The organism is Bordetella hinzii LMG 13501 (genome assembly GCF_001548475.1).
GTDB classification, from domain to species: domain Bacteria; phylum Pseudomonadota; class Gammaproteobacteria; order Burkholderiales; family Burkholderiaceae_B; genus Bordetella; species Bordetella hinzii.
In genome coordinates, this window is record NZ_LRUJ01000002.1 from 1 (window position 1) to 15,238 (window position 15,238).

The 15,238-nt window shown below is 66.6% G+C and carries 13 protein-coding genes; 5 read left to right on the plus strand and 8 right to left on the minus strand.

The genetic code is table 11. The annotated features are described in order from the left end of the window. Positions 1-179 precede the first annotated feature (179 nt). The 4 genes from AXA74_RS01410 to AXA74_RS01425 all read right to left on the minus strand — a co-directional run bounded on the left by AXA74_RS01410 (position 180) and on the right by AXA74_RS01425 (position 5,393). Positions 180-1,145, minus strand: coding sequence for a LysR family transcriptional regulator (locus tag AXA74_RS01410; protein WP_029579746.1), 966 nt, complete (start codon positions 1,143-1,145; stop codon positions 180-182). 60 nt (positions 1,146-1,205) lie between these two features. After that, on the minus strand, positions 1,206-2,225 hold the full coding sequence (locus AXA74_RS01415) for a histone deacetylase family protein (RefSeq protein WP_029579745.1): 1,020 nt from the start codon (positions 2,223-2,225) through the stop codon (positions 1,206-1,208). A gap of 18 nt (positions 2,226-2,243) precedes the next feature. Further along, positions 2,244-3,557: an MFS transporter gene (locus AXA74_RS01420; RefSeq protein ID WP_029579744.1), complete on the minus strand. Its 1,314-nt coding sequence runs from the start codon at positions 3,555-3,557 to the stop codon at positions 2,244-2,246. 294 nt (positions 3,558-3,851) lie between these two features. After that, the gene (locus AXA74_RS01425; protein WP_032977593.1) at positions 3,852-5,393 is read right to left on the minus strand and encodes a methyltransferase regulatory domain-containing protein; all 1,542 of its coding nucleotides are present in this window, start codon (positions 5,391-5,393) and stop codon (positions 3,852-3,854) included. Between the two features lie 67 nt (positions 5,394-5,460). Here AXA74_RS01425 and AXA74_RS01430 point away from each other — a divergent pair, with 67 nt between their 5' ends. Beyond that, a complete protein-coding gene (locus tag AXA74_RS01430) occupies positions 5,461-6,111 on the plus strand; it encodes an HD domain-containing protein (protein WP_029579742.1) in 651 nt (216 codons plus the stop codon). On the opposite strand, the gene AXA74_RS01435 is transcribed toward AXA74_RS01430, so the two are convergent. Then, positions 6,108-6,686 carry a TetR/AcrR family transcriptional regulator gene (locus AXA74_RS01435; RefSeq protein ID WP_032977596.1) on the minus strand — a complete coding sequence of 193 codons (579 nt, stop codon included), beginning with the start codon at positions 6,684-6,686 and terminating at the stop codon, positions 6,108-6,110. The genes AXA74_RS01430 and AXA74_RS01435 overlap by 4 nt on opposite strands. 122 nt (positions 6,687-6,808) lie before the next feature. On the opposite strand from AXA74_RS01435, the gene AXA74_RS01440 reads away from it, so the two are divergent. The 3 genes from AXA74_RS01440 (at position 6,809) to AXA74_RS01450 (ending at position 9,698) form a co-directional block, all read left to right on the plus strand. Further along, positions 6,809-7,999 (plus strand): YbfB/YjiJ family MFS transporter, encoded by a 1,191-nt coding sequence (locus AXA74_RS01440; RefSeq protein WP_029579740.1) that lies wholly within the window; start codon positions 6,809-6,811, stop codon positions 7,997-7,999. Positions 8,000-8,030: 31 nt separating this feature from the next. Next, the gene (locus tag AXA74_RS01445; RefSeq protein ID WP_032977599.1) at positions 8,031-8,666 is read left to right on the plus strand and encodes a helix-turn-helix transcriptional regulator; all 636 of its coding nucleotides are present in this window, start codon (positions 8,031-8,033) and stop codon (positions 8,664-8,666) included. A 69-nt stretch (positions 8,667-8,735) separates the two neighbouring features. Further along, positions 8,736-9,698, plus strand: coding sequence for a threo-3-hydroxy-L-aspartate ammonia-lyase (locus tag AXA74_RS01450; RefSeq protein ID WP_029579738.1), 963 nt, complete (start codon positions 8,736-8,738; stop codon positions 9,696-9,698). Here AXA74_RS01450 and AXA74_RS01455 read toward each other — a convergent pair. Together AXA74_RS01455 and AXA74_RS01460 are read right to left on the minus strand one after the other, a co-directional pair. After that, positions 9,684-11,072: a sigma-54-dependent transcriptional regulator gene (locus tag AXA74_RS01455; RefSeq protein WP_032957447.1), complete on the minus strand. Its 1,389-nt coding sequence runs from the start codon at positions 11,070-11,072 to the stop codon at positions 9,684-9,686. The genes AXA74_RS01450 and AXA74_RS01455 overlap by 15 nt on opposite strands. Then, on the minus strand, positions 11,069-12,880 hold the full coding sequence (locus AXA74_RS01460) for a sensor histidine kinase (RefSeq protein WP_226835231.1): 1,812 nt from the start codon (positions 12,878-12,880) through the stop codon (positions 11,069-11,071). Before AXA74_RS01460 ends, AXA74_RS01455 begins: the two co-directional genes overlap by 4 nt. 365 nt (positions 12,881-13,245) lie before the next feature. Between AXA74_RS01460 and AXA74_RS01465 the strand changes: the two genes are divergently transcribed. Beyond that, positions 13,246-14,586 (plus strand): dicarboxylate/amino acid:cation symporter, encoded by a 1,341-nt coding sequence (locus AXA74_RS01465; RefSeq protein ID WP_029579735.1) that lies wholly within the window; start codon positions 13,246-13,248, stop codon positions 14,584-14,586. Positions 14,587-14,632: 46 nt separating this feature from the next. Here AXA74_RS01465 and AXA74_RS01470 read toward each other — a convergent pair whose 3' ends face one another. Then, positions 14,633-15,238 carry a Maf family protein gene (locus AXA74_RS01470; protein ID WP_029579734.1) on the minus strand — a complete coding sequence of 202 codons (606 nt, stop codon included), beginning with the start codon at positions 15,236-15,238 and terminating at the stop codon, positions 14,633-14,635.

A 15,238-nucleotide genomic window follows, 5' to 3' on the forward strand; every position in this document is an offset into this window, starting at 1 on the left:
ATCCCCCCGCCACGGCCAACCCCAACGGACAACCGCGCGCGCCAATCCCCACCCCTACAAAACCCCCGCCTCCCTCCCCCCATGACCTCTTGGGCGGGGGCAGTTATCAACGGGGTGACGACGACGGCGACCGCACAACGACAGTGCTGCCGCCGGCGGCAAGGCCGCTGTCTCCTCCGTCAGCCTGCCCGCATTTCCAGTGGTGTGCGGTCCAAGAAGCGTTCGAAGGCGAGGACAAAGGCCTGCTCGGCGGCGCTGAGTTTGCGTTCTTTGTGCCAGGCGAGAAAGACGTCGATTTCGGCGATGGCCTGTTCGGGAGGCAGGCGCTTGAGATCGCCCGCGAGGACGTCCTGGCCGATGAGGTGTTCGGGCAGGCAGCTCAGGCCCATGCCCGCGATCACCATGCGGCGGATTTCTTCGACGTAGGCCGAGGTGCCTACGATGCGGCCGGTAAAGCCTTCCTGGTCGCGGAAGATGGTCAGCGGCGAGAGGGTGTCGCCCAGCTGGTCGCTGGCAAAGCAGACAAAGCTCTGGTCGCGCAGTTCGTCGAGCTGGACGTTGCGGCGCGAGAAGAGGGGGTGGTTGCGGCCGCAGACCAGTACGTAGCGGTGCCGCAGGAAAAGGCGCCGCTCGAGGTTATCGATTTCCTTGCGGCACAGGCACAGTCCCAGGGCAGGTAGTCGTTTGCTGAGGGTGTCAAGGATGGCGGCGCTTTGCATGACGTCGACGTCGAATTCGACCTTGGGATAGCGGCGGTGGAATTGGCAGAGGAATTCGTCATAGGCGGCGCTCTGGATCTTGCTCATGACCAGCAGGCGCAAAGGGCCGGCGACTTCATCCTGTTCCTGGGCCGCGGCTTCGTCGATGCGGGCGACCATGCCGTACATGTCGCGCGCGAGCTGGTAGATTTCTTCGCCCAGGCCGGTGAGGCGGAATTCGCCGTTGCGCCGGTAGAGCAGCAGCCCGCCCACGGCGGTTTCCAGGCGTTTGAGGGCCTGGCTGACGGCGGGTTGGCTCAGGTGCAGGGCCGTGGCCGCGCGGCTGACGCCGCGTTCTTGCACGACAAACATAAAGGTCCGCAGCAGGTTCCAGTCCATGCGTTCGGGAGCCAGCGGGGAGGTGTTTGTCTTGCGCGCGGTGGACATAGGGCAGGGATGTGCAAAGAAAAAGGCGGCCGAGGCCGCCTTTTTCTTTGCCGGGGCGCGTCAGGCGCGGGCCAGGCCGGTGAAGAAGCGCTCGGCGTTGTTTTCGAGACCTTCGATATAGTAGCCGCCTTCCTGGACAATCAAGGTCGGCAGGCCGAAGGCGCCGACGGCCTGGCCGAGGCGATCAAAGCCGTCGGAGCTGACCGCGACCATGGCTTGCGGGTCTTTTTCGAAGACGTCAAAACCCAGCGAGAGCACGAGCGCGTCGGGCTGGAAGAGCTCGATGGCGCGGCGCGCCTGATCCAGGCGGTCGAAGAAGACGGCCTCGGGCGAGCCGTGCGGCATGGGCAGGTTGATGTTGTAGCCCAGGCCTTCGCCCGCGCCGCGTTCGTCTTCGTAGCCGGCCACGACGGGGTAGAAGTTCTCGGGGTCGCCATGGATGGAGACGTAGAGCACGTCGCTGCGCTCGTAGAAGATCTCCTGGATGCCCTGGCCATGGTGCATGTCGGTGTCCAGGATGGCCACGCGCTTGTACTTGCCGGTGAGCATCTGGGCCGCGATGGCGGCGTTGTTCAGGTAGCAGAAGCCGCCGGCCGCGTCGCGGCGGGCGTGGTGGCCGGGCGGGCGGCACAGGGCGTAGGCCTGGCGGTCGCCGTCAAGCAGCGCCTGGGCGCCGCTGATGGCGCACTGCGCGGCCCAGTAGGCCGAGCGCCAGGTGTTGGGGCCCACGGGGCAGCTGCCGTCGGCCAGGTAGCGGGCCGCCTGGGCCAGCACGCCGCGCAGGGCGTTGGGTTCGCGCACGAAGACGTTGGAGACGACTTCGTTGCCCCAGTCGTCGGGCAGTTGTTTCCAGCGGGCGTGGGCTTCTTGCAGGAAGCGCAGATAGTCCAGCGAGTGCACGGCGCTGATGGCGCCGGCGCCGGCGTCAGCGGGCTCGATGACGTCGAACTTGAGTTTGCGCACGCCTTCGACGAGCGCGTCGAGGCGGGACGGCACTTCTTGCGGGGTACGCATCATGCCGCGCGAGAAATAGGTTTGCGGATGGTGCAGTTTCTGGTCGGGATGATAGAAGGCTTTCATGGCGTGTTCCAGAACAGCTTAGACGGCGCCGCCGTGGCGGCGATTGGCAAGGAAGACCACCGACAGCATCGACAGCAGCGAGATGGCGGAGAACAGCAGGGCGAGCGGCCACCAGTGGCCCTGGAACTTCTGGGCCAGGATGGTGCCCAGGATGGGCGTCAGGCCGCCGAAGATGGCGCCGGAGAGCTGGTAGGCCATGGAGATGCCGGTGTAGCGGATACGGGTCGGGAAGCTGTCGCTGACATAGCCGGCGATCACGGCGTAATAGGCGCCCATGAAGAGCACGGCGGTGCCCACGCCCAGGGTCAGCGAGGTGCGCGAGCCCATGTCCACCAGGTTGAACATCACGTAGGGCGTAAGGATGGACAGGAAGGAGGTGATCAACAGGAAGCGGCGATTGCCGATCTGGCTGGCAATATAGGCCGATAGCGGGGTGATGAAGAACTGCATGATGGACACCAGCAGCAGCGAGTCGAGGATGACGGCGCGCGACAGCCCGACGTATTGCGTGGTGTAGGCCAGCATGAAGGTGTTGGTGAAGTAAAAGCCGGCAATGCCCAGCACGTTGGCGCCCACGGCCAGCGCAAGCAGGCCGGGCGCGCCGCGCAGTACTTCCATGAGCGGGGTCTTGTCTGCGGCGGCCTTGGCGCTTTGCTTGGCTTTCTTTTCCTGTTCGGCCAGGAAGTCGGGCGATTCTTTCACGCTCAGGCGGATGGCAAAGCCCACGATCAGCAGCGCGGCGCTGAACAGGAAAGGCACGCGCCAGCCCCAACTCATGAAGGCGGCGTCATCCATGGAGGTGACGAGCTTGAACATCAGCATGGACAGGATGAGGCCGGCCGGGCTGCCCAGCTGGGCAAAGGACGCGAAGAAGGTGCGCTTGTTCTGGTCGGGGGAGTGTTCGCCGGCCATCAGCACGGCGCCGCCCCATTCGCCGCCCACGGCGATGCCCTGGATGAAGCGCAGCAGCACCAGCAGAATGGGCGCCCAGACGCCGATCTGGGCATAGGTGGGCAGCAGGCCGATGAGCACGGTGACCGTGCCCATCATGAGCAGGGTGATGACCAGGGATTTCTTGCGGCCGATACGGTCGCCGATATGGCCGAAGACGGCGCCGCCCAAGGGGCGGGCGAAGAAGCCCACGGCAAAGGTGCCGAAGGCGGCCAGCGTGCCGTAGAAGCCGTCAACGGAGGGGAAGAACAGCTTACCGAAGACCAGTGCGGCGGCGGTGGCGTAGATATAGAAGTCGTACCATTCGATCATGGTACCGACGAAAGCGGCAGTGGATGCGCGTACCGGCTGGTGACCGGCCGTTTGGGGATTCCCCTTCATTTCTTCTCTCGAAAGCAGACAGGCCGGCGGGATTGCTGCATGGCCGCCGACTTTATACGTCTACCCTCGGATATAAGAAAAATTCTATTTATTTATTCTTCATATTCGCCGGAATTATGGGTGGGTGCAAAGCGCGCCCGCCAGGGTCCGGCCGGGTTCGGGTGGAGTTAAAAAACTGCTTTTGTTTCAGTGGCTTATGGTGGAGTTTGCGGCGCGATAACAGGGCGTGTGTGACCCGCGGCCGCGCTGGGGTAGAGCGTCCGCCGCGGCGTCATATTAGTGAAAACCCCGGGGTCAGACGATGCCCAGGGCACGCAGAAGTGGCCGCCGGGTGTGCTGGAAAGCCTCGGCCACGGTACGCAGTTCGGCAAGGTTGCCGGCCTCGTCCGCCAACGGCTGGCCGTCTTTCAGGAGGACCTGCCCGCTGCTGTTGAGCCGCTGCCAGGCGTAGTCCACCCAGTCTTCGGGCTTATCGCTCGCCTCGGCCGCCGTGAGCATCAGGCGGTTGACCTGGTCCACCGCGATGCCGCCGCCGGTGACGGGGCTGGCGAGGTATTGCAGGATGTCGCCGCCCTGGCCCAGGATATGGCGATTGAGGGCCCGCGCTTGTGTCCGCGCCTGTTCGGCGCCGTCCTGGACGGGATGCAGGTGGCCGCTGCCGGCCAGCACCAGGATGGCTTCCCGGGCCTGGGCCTGGGTGATGCCCCGGGGCAGCAACCGCGATTGGAGCTCGCCTATGGTGATCGGTTCGTGGCTCTCGAGCAGATCGAGCAAGGGGCGGTTGATCTCGTCTTTCATCGTGGCTTCGCGCGTGGCGCCTTGCACGGTCATGGAGATGTTGGGACGCGGCGTGCACAGGATGACGCGCTGGCTTTCGATCAAGTCGTCACGTTCGGCCCCCGTCAGCGGCCGGGCGCCCTTGATCCAGCAGTCCTTGCGGAAGCTCCTGCCCAGCATGAGGTCACGGACGTCCTGGCGCAGGATGGGGTCGCCAAGCTCGCCCAGCACGGCCTGTTGCTCGGCCGTGGTGTGCAAGGCCTCGACCTGGTCGAAAGGATCGGCGCTGCAGGCATAGTCGAGTTTGGCCTTGTCCATCCAGCCGGCAAATTCGCTGAAGGACTGGGGCTCCCATCGCTGATTGAAGTACTCATGCAGCAAGTACTCTACGGGATGCTCGCGCAGGGCGGCCAGGCGCTCCTTGATCTGCGGGGCGAGGCGCAGGTAGAGCGGCTCGCTGTCCAGCAGCCGGTGGCAGAAGTCCAAGGCTTGCTGCGCCCGCTCGCGCATGGGGCCGCCCGAGCGGCGGGCGTGCTCGACCAGCAGATGGCGGATCGGCATCATCGGCGCCCACCCGGGCATGGTGTTGTAGCTGATGTAGACCACGCCGCCGACTTTCAGTTTACGGCGGATGAGATCGAGGATGGCGTGGCGGCTTTCGTCGCGGATCCAGGACCAGATCCCATGCAGCGCGATGACGTCGAAGTCGGGCAGGTCGCCACGTGCGGCGAATTCCTCGAAGGAGTCGTCGCGCAGCAAGGCTGCATGGCCAGCCTGCCTGGCCAGGGTGTGGGCAAAGCCCACCTGGGCGGGGTTGAAGTCCGTCCCATGCCATTGCCAGGCCGACGCGCTGGCGTGGATGTTGATGGACACGCCCTGACCGAAGCCGAGTTCGCAGGCATGGCCGGTGTCCGGAAAGCCATAGCCGGCATGGGCCATGACGAACTTCAGCCACAGGGGATTGAGCTCCCGGTAGTAGCCGTGGGTGTAGGGGACTTCAGTGATGTAACCGTCGTTCCAGGCGTGCATACTCGACAACCGCGAAAAAGCGTTGATCATGAGTGCCTGCCGAAGCCGGCTCGAGTTCTGCGCGATAATTCGGGCATATCCTAGGCGGTGACAAGGTATGCACAATCAAGAGGAGACGGTGGCGCATTGGTCCGCCGTGGCCCGCGCCATGGCGCGCGAAGCCATGCAGGCGGATCCCGCCCACGATCTGAGCCATCTGGACCGGGTCTGGACGAGCGCCCGCGCGCTGATGTCGGCCTATCCGCAGGCCGATGGCGTCGTGGTGGCGGCGGCCTGCTATCTGCATGACTTGGTGAACCTGCCCAAGGACGATCCCCGGCGCGCGCAGGCATCGCGCCTGTCGGCCGAACGGGCCCGCGCGCTGCTGCAGCCGGCGGGGCTGGACGCGCGGCGCCTGGCGGCGGTCGAGCATGCCATCGTGGCCCACAGCCACAGCGCGGCGGTCGCGCCGCGCAGCATCGAAGCCTGTATCGTCCAGGACGCCGACCGCCTCGACGCCTTGGGCGCCGTGGGCCTGGCGCGCATGTTTTCCATCGGCGGGGCCCTGGGCCGCGCGCTGGCGCATCCCGAGGATCCGCTAGCCCGCCACCGCGAGCCCGATGACCGGCGCTATACGCTGGACCACATCGAAATCAAGCTGGCCGGGCTGCCCGCGACGATGTGCACGGAAGCGGGCCGCCGCATGGGCCAGGAGCGTCTGGCCTGGATGCGGGCGTTCTGCGAGCGCTTTGCGCAGGAGTGGGCCTAGTCCGCGGGACCGAAGAGCGCGTCCAGCAGGATGTCGGCCGTCTGGCGCAGCCGGACTTTGTCCTGGTAGAGACGCTCGATGACGACCAGGCCGCGCGTGGCGGTGATGAAAAGCCGCGCGGCGTCGTGCGGCGGCAGGCGCAGTTGCCCGGAGGCCGCCGCCAGCCGCCGGGCAAACAGGGCCTCCAGTTCGTCGAGCAGATGGTTGAGCGCGCCCCGGATGACGGGGTCTTCGATATCCGGCCCCATGGCGGTCTTGGTCGACATGCAGCTGCGGGCCGGCGTCTCGTTGGTCAATGAGTCGATGAGCAGATCGAGAAAGCCGTCGAGGGCGTCGCGCGCATCGGGGACGTCCAGCACCCGGCGGGCCGACTCGACCCAGTAGCGGTGGTAGCGCTCGAAGACACGCAGAAACAGCGTCTCCTTGTCGCCGTAGGCGTTGTAGAGCGAGCCGCGCTGCACACCGGTCGCCGAGGCCAGCTCTTGCATGGTGGTGTTCGAGTAGCCATGCTGCCAGAACACGGCCAGGGCCTGTTCCAGCATCCGCTCTTCATCGAATTGGCGCACACCTGCCATCGCGTCCTCCTATTGTCTATGTCCCCGTAGGGGCATTAGACGTCATTCTTGCCACATCTGTCAAACTTGACTACAGTGTCAAACATGCCGGTGTGCCTCGGCGCTTTCCTGTGGCGGTCTCTATGTCTTTCCCTGCCTTCTCGCGCGAGCTGCGTGTCGCGGCCTGCCTGGTGTTTGCCGGGTTCTGTGCCAGCCTGATCAGCATCGGTCTGGCACGTTTCGTCTACACCCCTTTGCTTCCCGCCCTGATCGAGGCGCACTGGTTTTCGGCGGCCGACGCTGTCTACCTGGGCGCGGCCAATCTGGCGGGCTATCTGCTGGGCGCGGTCAGCGGGCGGGCCATGGCCAGGCGCTGGCCGGACGTCAATGTCCTGCGGCTCATGCTGGTCCTGGTGAGCTTGTCCTTCGTGGGCTGTGCCTTTCCCTTGTCCCTGGGCTGGTTTTTCGCCTGGCGGCTGGTTTCCGGCATCGCGGGCGGCGTGGTCATGGTGCTGATCGCTGCCACGCTCCTGCCCCATGTGCCCGCCGCCCGGCGCGGCCTGGCCAGCGGCATGATCTTTGTCGGCGCGGGCCTGGGGATCGTGGCGTCGGGCACGCTGGTGCCGGTGCTGATGCACTGGGATCTGCGCGCGACCTGGCTGGGGCTGGCGGCGTTCACAGGGCTGTTGACCCTGGCCAGTTGGCGCGCCTGGCCGCCGGCCGCCACCCGCGCGGCCGCCGCGCCCGTCCGCCAGGCGCAGGCCGGCCATGCCGCGGTGGGCCTGCTGTATGTCCAGTACGCCCTGATGGCGGCGGCCTTCGTGCCGGTCATGATATTCCTGGTCGATTACATCGCCCGCGGACAGCGCCTGGGCGCCGGCGAAGCGGCGTATTTCTGGGTGTTGTATGGGGTAGGGGCCGTGCTGGGGCCGGCGCTGTACGGCATGCTGATCGACCGTTTCGGTTCGACGCCGACCCTGCGCATGATGCTGTTGTCGCAGACCGCGGCCATGCTGGCCCTGGCCCAGCTGCAGGATCACACGGCCCTGGCGGCACTGACGCTGGTGCTGGGCACTTTCCCTTCGGGGATCGCGCCCACCGTGCTGGCGCGCATCCAGCATTGGCTGCCGGGCGCGGCGCAGCAGACCGCGGTCTGGAGCCGCGCCACCACGGCTTTCGCGGTTTTGCAGGCCGCCAGCGCCTATGGCTATTCGGCGTTGTTCAACCAGACGGGCGGGCAGTACCGGCTGATCTTCGAACTGGGCGCGGCCTTCATGGGCTTGACGCTGTTGCTGGATTTCTGCCGGCCTCGCCCGGCCCGGGCGCAAGCTTGACAAAAAGTCTAAAAATGGACAAATATTCTTTATGTCCAAGACGCCTCACGCGGTCGAGCACCAGGCCCTGCTCGACCAGCTCCAGCACATTGCCCTCGGGCTGAGCCAGACCTTCGCGCCCTTCTGCGAGGTGGTCCTGCATGATCTGCGCGATCCCCAGCATTCCATCCTGGCCATCCACAACAATCTGTCCGGGCGGCAAGTGGGCGATCCCACCACGGAACTAGGGCTGGCCCGCATCGCGGACCCGGACTATCCCCAGGTGCTGCCCAACTATGCCAATCAGTTCGCCGACGGGCGCCAGGCCAAGAGCACGTCCATCGGCCTGAAGGACAGCAACGGCAACTATGTCGCCGCCCTATGCCTGAATGTGGACCTGACGCTGTTTCGCAGCATGCAGAGCATGCTGGGCCAGTTCAGCAGCATCGATGACGGCGCCGCGCCCCAGGAGTCGCTGGATCCGCCCGGTGCGCAAGCCTTGCGCGGCCGCATCGACCAGTTCGCCGCGCGGCTGGCCAGCACGCCGCGCTCGCTCAAGCCGGAAGAGCGCCGCCAATTGCTGCGCGAACTGAAGGAAGAGGGGTATATGGATGTGCGCCGCGCCATGGAAATCGTGGCGCAGCATCTGGGCGTGTCGCGCGCGACGGTGTATAGCGACGCCAAATGATTGCCGCGCCCCGGCGGGCGCCGGGGCGGGTTTCCGTTAATGGTTGCAAAACTTCAGATGACCTCGATCATGCAAAATCTTCCCACCTATGCCGATGTGGCCGCCGCCGCCGAACGCCTGCAGGGCCATGCGCACCGCACGCCAGTGGTCACGTCGCGCCGCCTGAACCAGGAGCTCGGCCTGGAGCTGTTCATCAAGTGCGAGAACCTGCAGCGCATGGGGGCCTTCAAGTTCCGTGGCGGCTTCAATGCGCTGTCGCGCCTGGACCCGGCCCAGCGCCGCGCGGGAGTGGTGGCTTTTTCTTCGGGCAATCATGCCCAGGCCGTGGCGCTGTCGGCTTCGCTGCTGGGAATCCCGGCCACCATCATCATGCCCGAGGACGCGCCGGCCGCCAAAGTCGCAGCCACGCGCGGCTATGGCGGCAATGTGGTGTTCTACAACCGCTACACCGAGGACCGCGAGGCGATCAGCCGCAAGTTTTCCGAAGAGCAGGGCTTGACCCAGATTCCCCCCTATGACCACCCGGATGTCATTGCCGGGCAGGGCACGGCGGCCAAGGAGCTGTTCGAGGAAGTGGGCGAGCTGGATGCCCTGTTCGTGAGCCTGGGCGGCGGCGGCCTGCTGTCGGGTTCGCTCTTGTCGGCCAAGGCGCTGTCGCCGGCCTGCAAGGTCTATGGCGTGGAGCCCGAGGCCGGCAACGATGGGCAGCAGTCGCTGCGCTCGGGCAAGATCGTGCACATCGAGACGCCCAAGACCATTGCCGACGGCGCGCAGACCCAGCACCTGGGCCATTACACCTTTGAGATCATCCGCCGCGACGTGACCGACATCGTGACCGTCGGCGATGCCCAGCTGGTGGCCGAGATGCGTTATCTGGCGCAGTTCCTGAAGCTGGTGGCTGAGCCCACGGGCTGCCTAGGGCTGGCCGCCGCGCGCCAGGCCCGCGAACAGCTGGCGGGCAAGCGCGTGGGGGTGATCATCAGCGGCGGCAATGTGGACATGGCGCGCTTTTGCGAGCTACTGGGCGCCTGAATCCGGCGCGGCATAGGCCTGGCGGTCGATGCCGTGACGCTGCAGCTTGTCGTAGAAAGTCTTGCGCGGCAGGCCGAGCGCAGCCAGCGTGGCCTTGACCTCTCCGTGATGCGCGGCGAGGGTCTGGCGGATGATCTCGGCTTCGTAGCGCTCCATGCGCTGGGGCAGGCTGAGCCCGGTCTCGGCGGGATCCGCGGCCGGCGGCGGATTGAGCACGCCCAGGACGAAGCGCTCGGCAAAGTGGGCCAGTTCGCGGATATTGCCTGGCCAGCTGTGCTCGGCCAGGTGATGGCGGATGGCCTCGGTGACGGGCGGCACCTCGCAATGGAAGCGCCGCGCCGCCTGCCCGGTGAAGTGCGCGAACAGCAGCGGGATGTCCTCGCGCCGCTCGCGCAGGGGCGGCAGATGGACGGTGACCACGTTCAGGCGATAGAACAGGTCTTCGCGGAAGCGGTCGCGCATGGCCGGGTCGCCCAGGTCGGCCTTGGTGGCCGCGACGACGCGCAGATCCACCTTGCGGACTTCGTTGGTGCCCAGCGGGGTGACCTGGCGGGTCTCCAATACCCGTAGCAGCTTGACCTGGACGGCCAGCGGCATGCTTTCGATCTCGTCCAGGAACAGGGTGCCGCCGCTGGCGTATTCGATGCGTCCGATGCGTTTTTTCTGGGCGCCGGTGAAGGCGCCCGGCTCGTGCCCGAAGAGCTCCGACTCGATGACGGTTTCGGGCAGCGCGCCGCAGTTGATCGCCACCAGGGGATGATCGCGCCGGCGCGACAGCCGGTGCAGCACCGTGGCCACGACTTCCTTGCCCGTGCCGGTTTCGCCCTCGATGAGCACGTCCACGTCGGCGTCGGCGATGTGGCGCAGTGTCTGCTTGATGCGCTGCATGGCCGGTGTGATGCCGATGAAGGGAATGTCTTCATTCATGGCCTGCGCGGCGGCTTCTCGCAGCCGCCGGTTGGCCAGCACCAAGCGGCGCTTTTCGGCCGCGCGGTCAATCGCGGCCAGCAGCAGGTCGGTGGGGTAGGGCTTGGACAGGAAGTCATAGGCGCCGTCGCGCATGGCCTGCACGGCCATGGGGATGTCGCCATGGCCGGTGACCAGGATGACGGGGATGTCCGGATCCAGGTCGCGCAACCGCCGGAAAAACGCGATGCCGTCCATGCCCGGCATGCGCACATCGGTGACCACCACGCCGCCGAAGCCGGCGTCGATATCGGCCAGCGCGGCCTGGGCTGATTCGTAGCCGCGCGCCAGCATGCCGCGCAACTGCAGCGTTTGCAGGCCGGCGCGCAGCGCGTCGGGGTCGTCATCGACCAGAATGACCTCGGGGGGAGGATCGCCGGCCGGGGGGGAGATAGGCAGCGTGCTCATGCAGGGGATTCCGTGTTGTCGGGCGCGCGGCGCAGGCGCATCAGAAAGACCGCGCCGCCGTGCTCGCCATTGCTTGCGGTCAGGGTGCCGCCGCATTCGGTCAGGATGTCGCGGCAGATCACCAGGCCCAGGCCCAGCCCTTCGGGCTTGGTGGTCTGGAACGGCGTGAAAAGTTTCTCCAGCACCTGCGGCGCGATCCCGGGGCCGTTGTCGGCCAGGCTGAGGCTGACGGCCTGGTCGTCGGCCTGGATGCGCAAGGCCAGGCGCGGGGCCTGCCCGGCCGCGTCCAGCGCGTTCTGCAGCAGGTTGACCAGCACCTGCTCCAGGCGCATGCGGTCGGCCCAGACGCGCAGGCCGGGCGGCGGGGGCGTGTAGTCGAGTGCGGCCTCTTGGCGGCGCAGGCGCGGGCCCATGAGAAGCAGGGCGCCGTCGATGGCCTCGCGCAGCGGCAAGGCGGCGACATGGGCGGTGGCCTTGCGCGAGAAAGCCCGCAGCTCGCCCGTGATGCCGCCAATTCTTTCGGTCAGGCGCGCAATGGCGCGCAGATTGTCGCGGGTGTCTTGCGTGTCGCCGCGATGCAGGAAGGCCTCGGCGTTGTCGGCATAAGCGCGTATGGCGGACAGGGGCTGGTTGATCTCGTGGGCCACGCCCGCGGCGACCTGGCCCAGCAAGGCCAGTTTGTTGGCCTGGACCAGTTCGTCCTGCATCTGGTGCAGGCGGGTTTCGGCGCGCTGGCGCTCGTCGATCTGGGCCAGCAATTGCTCGTTGCTCTGGCGCAGCTGGCGCGTGCGCACGCGCACCTGCCTTTCCAGCCGGGTCTTGGCGAGGACCTGGGCCCGCGCGCGCTCGCGCAGCAGGCGGCGGCGGTAATACATGAAGCCGCCGCCGGCGTAGACGGCGGCCATGACCAGGAGCACGGTCAGCTGGATATTGGACACCGCGCGCCGCACGGCGGCCTGCACCGGCACCAGGATGTGCAGCGTCCAGTTGGGGGAGGCCGGCACCGGCAGGGCGCTGTGCATGAGCAAGGTGCCCGATGGCAGTGTCGGCGTGGCGGCGGTATTGCGCGTAAGCGCGTGGGCCCCGGCATCGGGCAGGCCGGGCGACAGCGGCAGCTCGGCGACGGCCGCCTGGCCGAATTGCAGGCTCTCGCGCAGCCGCTCGGCCAGGGCGGGGGGCAGGGGCGCCATGGAGCGGAATTGCCATTGCGGCACATTGCCGATCAGCACCACGCCCTGTTCGTCGGTGACGAAAAGGGGATCGGGCAGCGCCCGCCAGTCGGATTCCTGTTGCTGGAAATCCATTTTCAGGACGATCACGCCCAGCGGCCGGCCGTCACCGCCGTCGATGCGGCGCGACAGATAAAGCCCCGCCTCGTGGCTGACCGTGCCCAGCGCGAAGTACTCGGCCTGTCCCTCGCCCATGGCCTGCGTGAAGTAGGGGCGGAAGTGATAGTCCACGCCCACGAAGGTGGCGGGTTCGCGCCAGTTGCTCGCGGCGATGGCCACGCCCTGGACGTCGAGCAGATAGATGGCCGAGGCGCCCACGCCGCGACTCAGGTCGGCGAGCTTGTCGTCCAAGGCCTCGATGGCCGCATCGCCGCGCACCGACAGCACATTGCGCACTTCCGGGTCGCGCGCCAGCACCTCGGGGACGGCGCGGAACTTCTCCAGGCTGCTGCGCAGCGCCACGGTATTGAGCTGCGCCGTGGCGTCGGCGCGCGCGGCGACTTCGTGCAAGGCGCGGCTTTCGGCCCATTGGGTGGCCAGCAGCAGGACCAGCACCATGAGCGCCAGCGCGGCCAGCATCCCGGCCGCCGCGCCGGACCAGCGCGGACCCCGCTGCGCCGCAACATTCGAGGGGCCGAGGCGCGTGGGCGGCGAGGGAGGGGGAGAGGCTTTCACGTTGCGAAAGTGTGCGGGATTCCGCACATTCTACTCCGGCTTTGTGCGATTGCCCGCCAGGTGTTGATACGCTTTTTCCGGGGTGCATCAAAAAATGATGTCAGATCAATCGCTTGGGGCGGACTTGCGCCGGGCCGAGGTTGGCATGGAACTTGCAGATAAACACGATAGGGCCGCGCATGGCGCGCGGCCGAACCATGTCAAAAACAACCGCGTCGAATTATGGTGCATCGCAATAAGCTTCGCGGAAACTGGTGGGGACAATCCCGATGATCGACGTTGATCAAAACGCCGGCACGCCCGCGCGCAAGCTGAAGTTCTATCAAATCCTGTATGTGCAAGTGCTGTTTGCCATCGTGGTGGGCATCCTCCTGGGCTATTTCAAGCCGGATCTGGGCGAGGCCATGAAGCCGCTGGGCGATGGCTTCATCAAACTGGTCAAGATGATCATCGCGCCGGTGATCTTCCTGACGGTGACCACGGGCATTGCCGCCATGAGCGACCTGAAGAAGGTCGGCCGGGTGGCGGGCAAGTCCATGCTGTACTTCCTGGTCTTTTCCACGCTGGCCCTGATCGTGGGCATGCTGGTGAGCCATATCGTGCAGCCGGGCGCCGGCCTGCACATCGACCCGGCCACGCTGGATCACAAGTCGGTCGCCGACTATGTGACCAAGGCACATGATTCGACCATCACGGGCTTTCTGCTCAACGTCATTCCGAACACCATCTTCAGCCCCTTTGTGTCGGGCGATATCCTGCAGGTGCTGTTCGTGGCGGTGCTGTTCGGCATCGCGCTGGCCGTCGTCGGCCCGCGCGCCAAGCCGGTGACGGATTTCCTCACCGCGCTGGCCCAGCCGGTGTTCAAGCTGGTCGCCATCCTCATGAAGGCCGCGCCCATCGGCGCGTTCGGCGCGATGGCCTTCACCATAGGCAAGTACGGCATCAAGTCGGTCATCAACCTGGCCATGCTGGTGGGCACGTTCTACGCCACGTCGGTGCTGTTCGTGGTGGTGGTGCTGGGCCTAGTGGCGCGCTACAACGGTTTTTCCATTCTCAAGCTGGTGCGCTATATCCGCGAAGAGCTCTTGCTGGTGCTGGGCACGAGCTCCTCGGAGGCCGCGCTGCCCACGCTGATGCAGAAAATGGAGCGCGCCGGATGTTCGAAGTCCGTGGTCGGGCTGGTCGTGCCGACAGGCTATTCCTTCAATCTGGACGGCACCAATATCTACATGACGATGGCGGCGTTGTTCATCGCGCAGGCCTGCGATATTCCGCTGTCGCTGGGCGACCAGATCCTGCTGCTGCTGGTGGCCATGCTCAGCTCCAAGGGCGCGGCCGGCGTCACGGGCGCGGGCTTTATCACGCTGGCCGCCACCTTGTCCGTGGTGCCCACCGTGCCGGTGGCCGGCATGGCGCTGATCCTCGGGGTGGACCGTTTCATGTCCGAGTGCCGCGCGCTGACCAACCTGGTGGGCAATGCCACGGCTTCGGTAGTGGTGGCGCGCTGGGAGGGCGAACTGGACCGCGATGCGCTGGATGCGGCGCTCAATGGCGCGGAGGCGCCTGCGTCGGCGGCCTTGCCGGGGCACGAAGCCAAGCATGCCGGCTGAGTCCGCGCGGAAACCGGGCCATGGCCCGGTTTTTTTTTGCGCTGCCTCAGGGCAGCGCGATGCCCGCGCGGCGCAGCAGCTCCGCCGTCTCGAACAGCGGCAGGCCCATCACGCCGGTATAGCTGCCGCTGATATGGCGGATGAAGCTGCCGGCCAGGCCCTGGATGCCATAGGCGCCGGCCTTGCCGTAGGGCTCGCCGCTGTCGCAATAGCGCTCGCGTTCGGCGGGCGTCAATTCGCGCATGCTGACCTGGGTGATGGACACCGCCTCGTGGAGATCGTCGCCCTGGGCCACGACCACGGCGGTGTGGACTTCGTGGGTGGAGCCGGACAGGCGGGCCAGTATGCGCAGGGCGTCCTGCCGGTCCGCCGGCTTGCCCAGCACCTGGCCATGGAGAATGACCGTGGTGTCGGCGGCCAGCAGCGGCAGCGCCGGCAGACCCTGATCCTGCATCCAGGCCAGGCCGCGCTGGGCTTTTTCGCGGGCCGTGCGGCGCACATAGTCGGCGGGGGCCTCGCCGGCGAGTTGCGGTTCGTCTTCGCCGGCCGGCGCCGGGACGCGCAGCACGGTGTGTTCGAGGCCGATCTGGGCGAGCAATTCTTGGCGGCGCGGGCTGGCCGAGGCGAGATAGAGGCGGGCAGGGCGATCCAT

Excerpts from the sequence above, each read along its gene's own strand:
- AXA74_RS01410 (WP_029579746.1), bottom strand. The coding sequence starts at position 1,145 with ATGTCCACCGCGCGCAAGACAAACACCTCCCCGCTGGCTCCCGAACGC.
- AXA74_RS01415 (WP_029579745.1), bottom strand. The coding sequence starts at position 2,225 with ATGAAAGCCTTCTATCATCCCGACCAGAAACTGCACCATCCGCAAACC.
- AXA74_RS01420 (WP_029579744.1), bottom strand. The coding sequence starts at position 3,557 with ATGAAGGGGAATCCCCAAACGGCCGGTCACCAGCCGGTACGCGCATCC.
- AXA74_RS01425 (WP_032977593.1), bottom strand. The coding sequence starts at position 5,393 with ATGATCAACGCTTTTTCGCGGTTGTCGAGTATGCACGCCTGGAACGAC.
- AXA74_RS01430 (WP_029579742.1), top strand. The coding sequence starts at position 5,461 with ATGCACAATCAAGAGGAGACGGTGGCGCATTGGTCCGCCGTGGCCCGC.
- AXA74_RS01435 (WP_032977596.1), bottom strand. The coding sequence starts at position 6,686 with ATGGCAGGTGTGCGCCAATTCGATGAAGAGCGGATGCTGGAACAGGCC.
- AXA74_RS01440 (WP_029579740.1), top strand. The coding sequence starts at position 6,809 with ATGTCTTTCCCTGCCTTCTCGCGCGAGCTGCGTGTCGCGGCCTGCCTG.
- AXA74_RS01445 (WP_032977599.1), top strand. The coding sequence starts at position 8,031 with ATGTCCAAGACGCCTCACGCGGTCGAGCACCAGGCCCTGCTCGACCAG.
- AXA74_RS01450 (WP_029579738.1), top strand. The coding sequence starts at position 8,736 with ATGCAAAATCTTCCCACCTATGCCGATGTGGCCGCCGCCGCCGAACGC.
- AXA74_RS01455 (WP_032957447.1), bottom strand. The coding sequence starts at position 11,072 with ATGAGCACGCTGCCTATCTCCCCCCCGGCCGGCGATCCTCCCCCCGAG.
- AXA74_RS01460 (WP_226835231.1), bottom strand. The coding sequence starts at position 12,880 with ATGCTGGCCGCGCTGGCGCTCATGGTGCTGGTCCTGCTGCTGGCCACC.
- AXA74_RS01465 (WP_029579735.1), top strand. The coding sequence starts at position 13,246 with ATGATCGACGTTGATCAAAACGCCGGCACGCCCGCGCGCAAGCTGAAG.
- AXA74_RS01470 (WP_029579734.1), bottom strand. The coding sequence starts at position 15,238 with ATGGATCGCCCTGCCCGCCTCTATCTCGCCTCGGCCAGCCCGCGCCGC.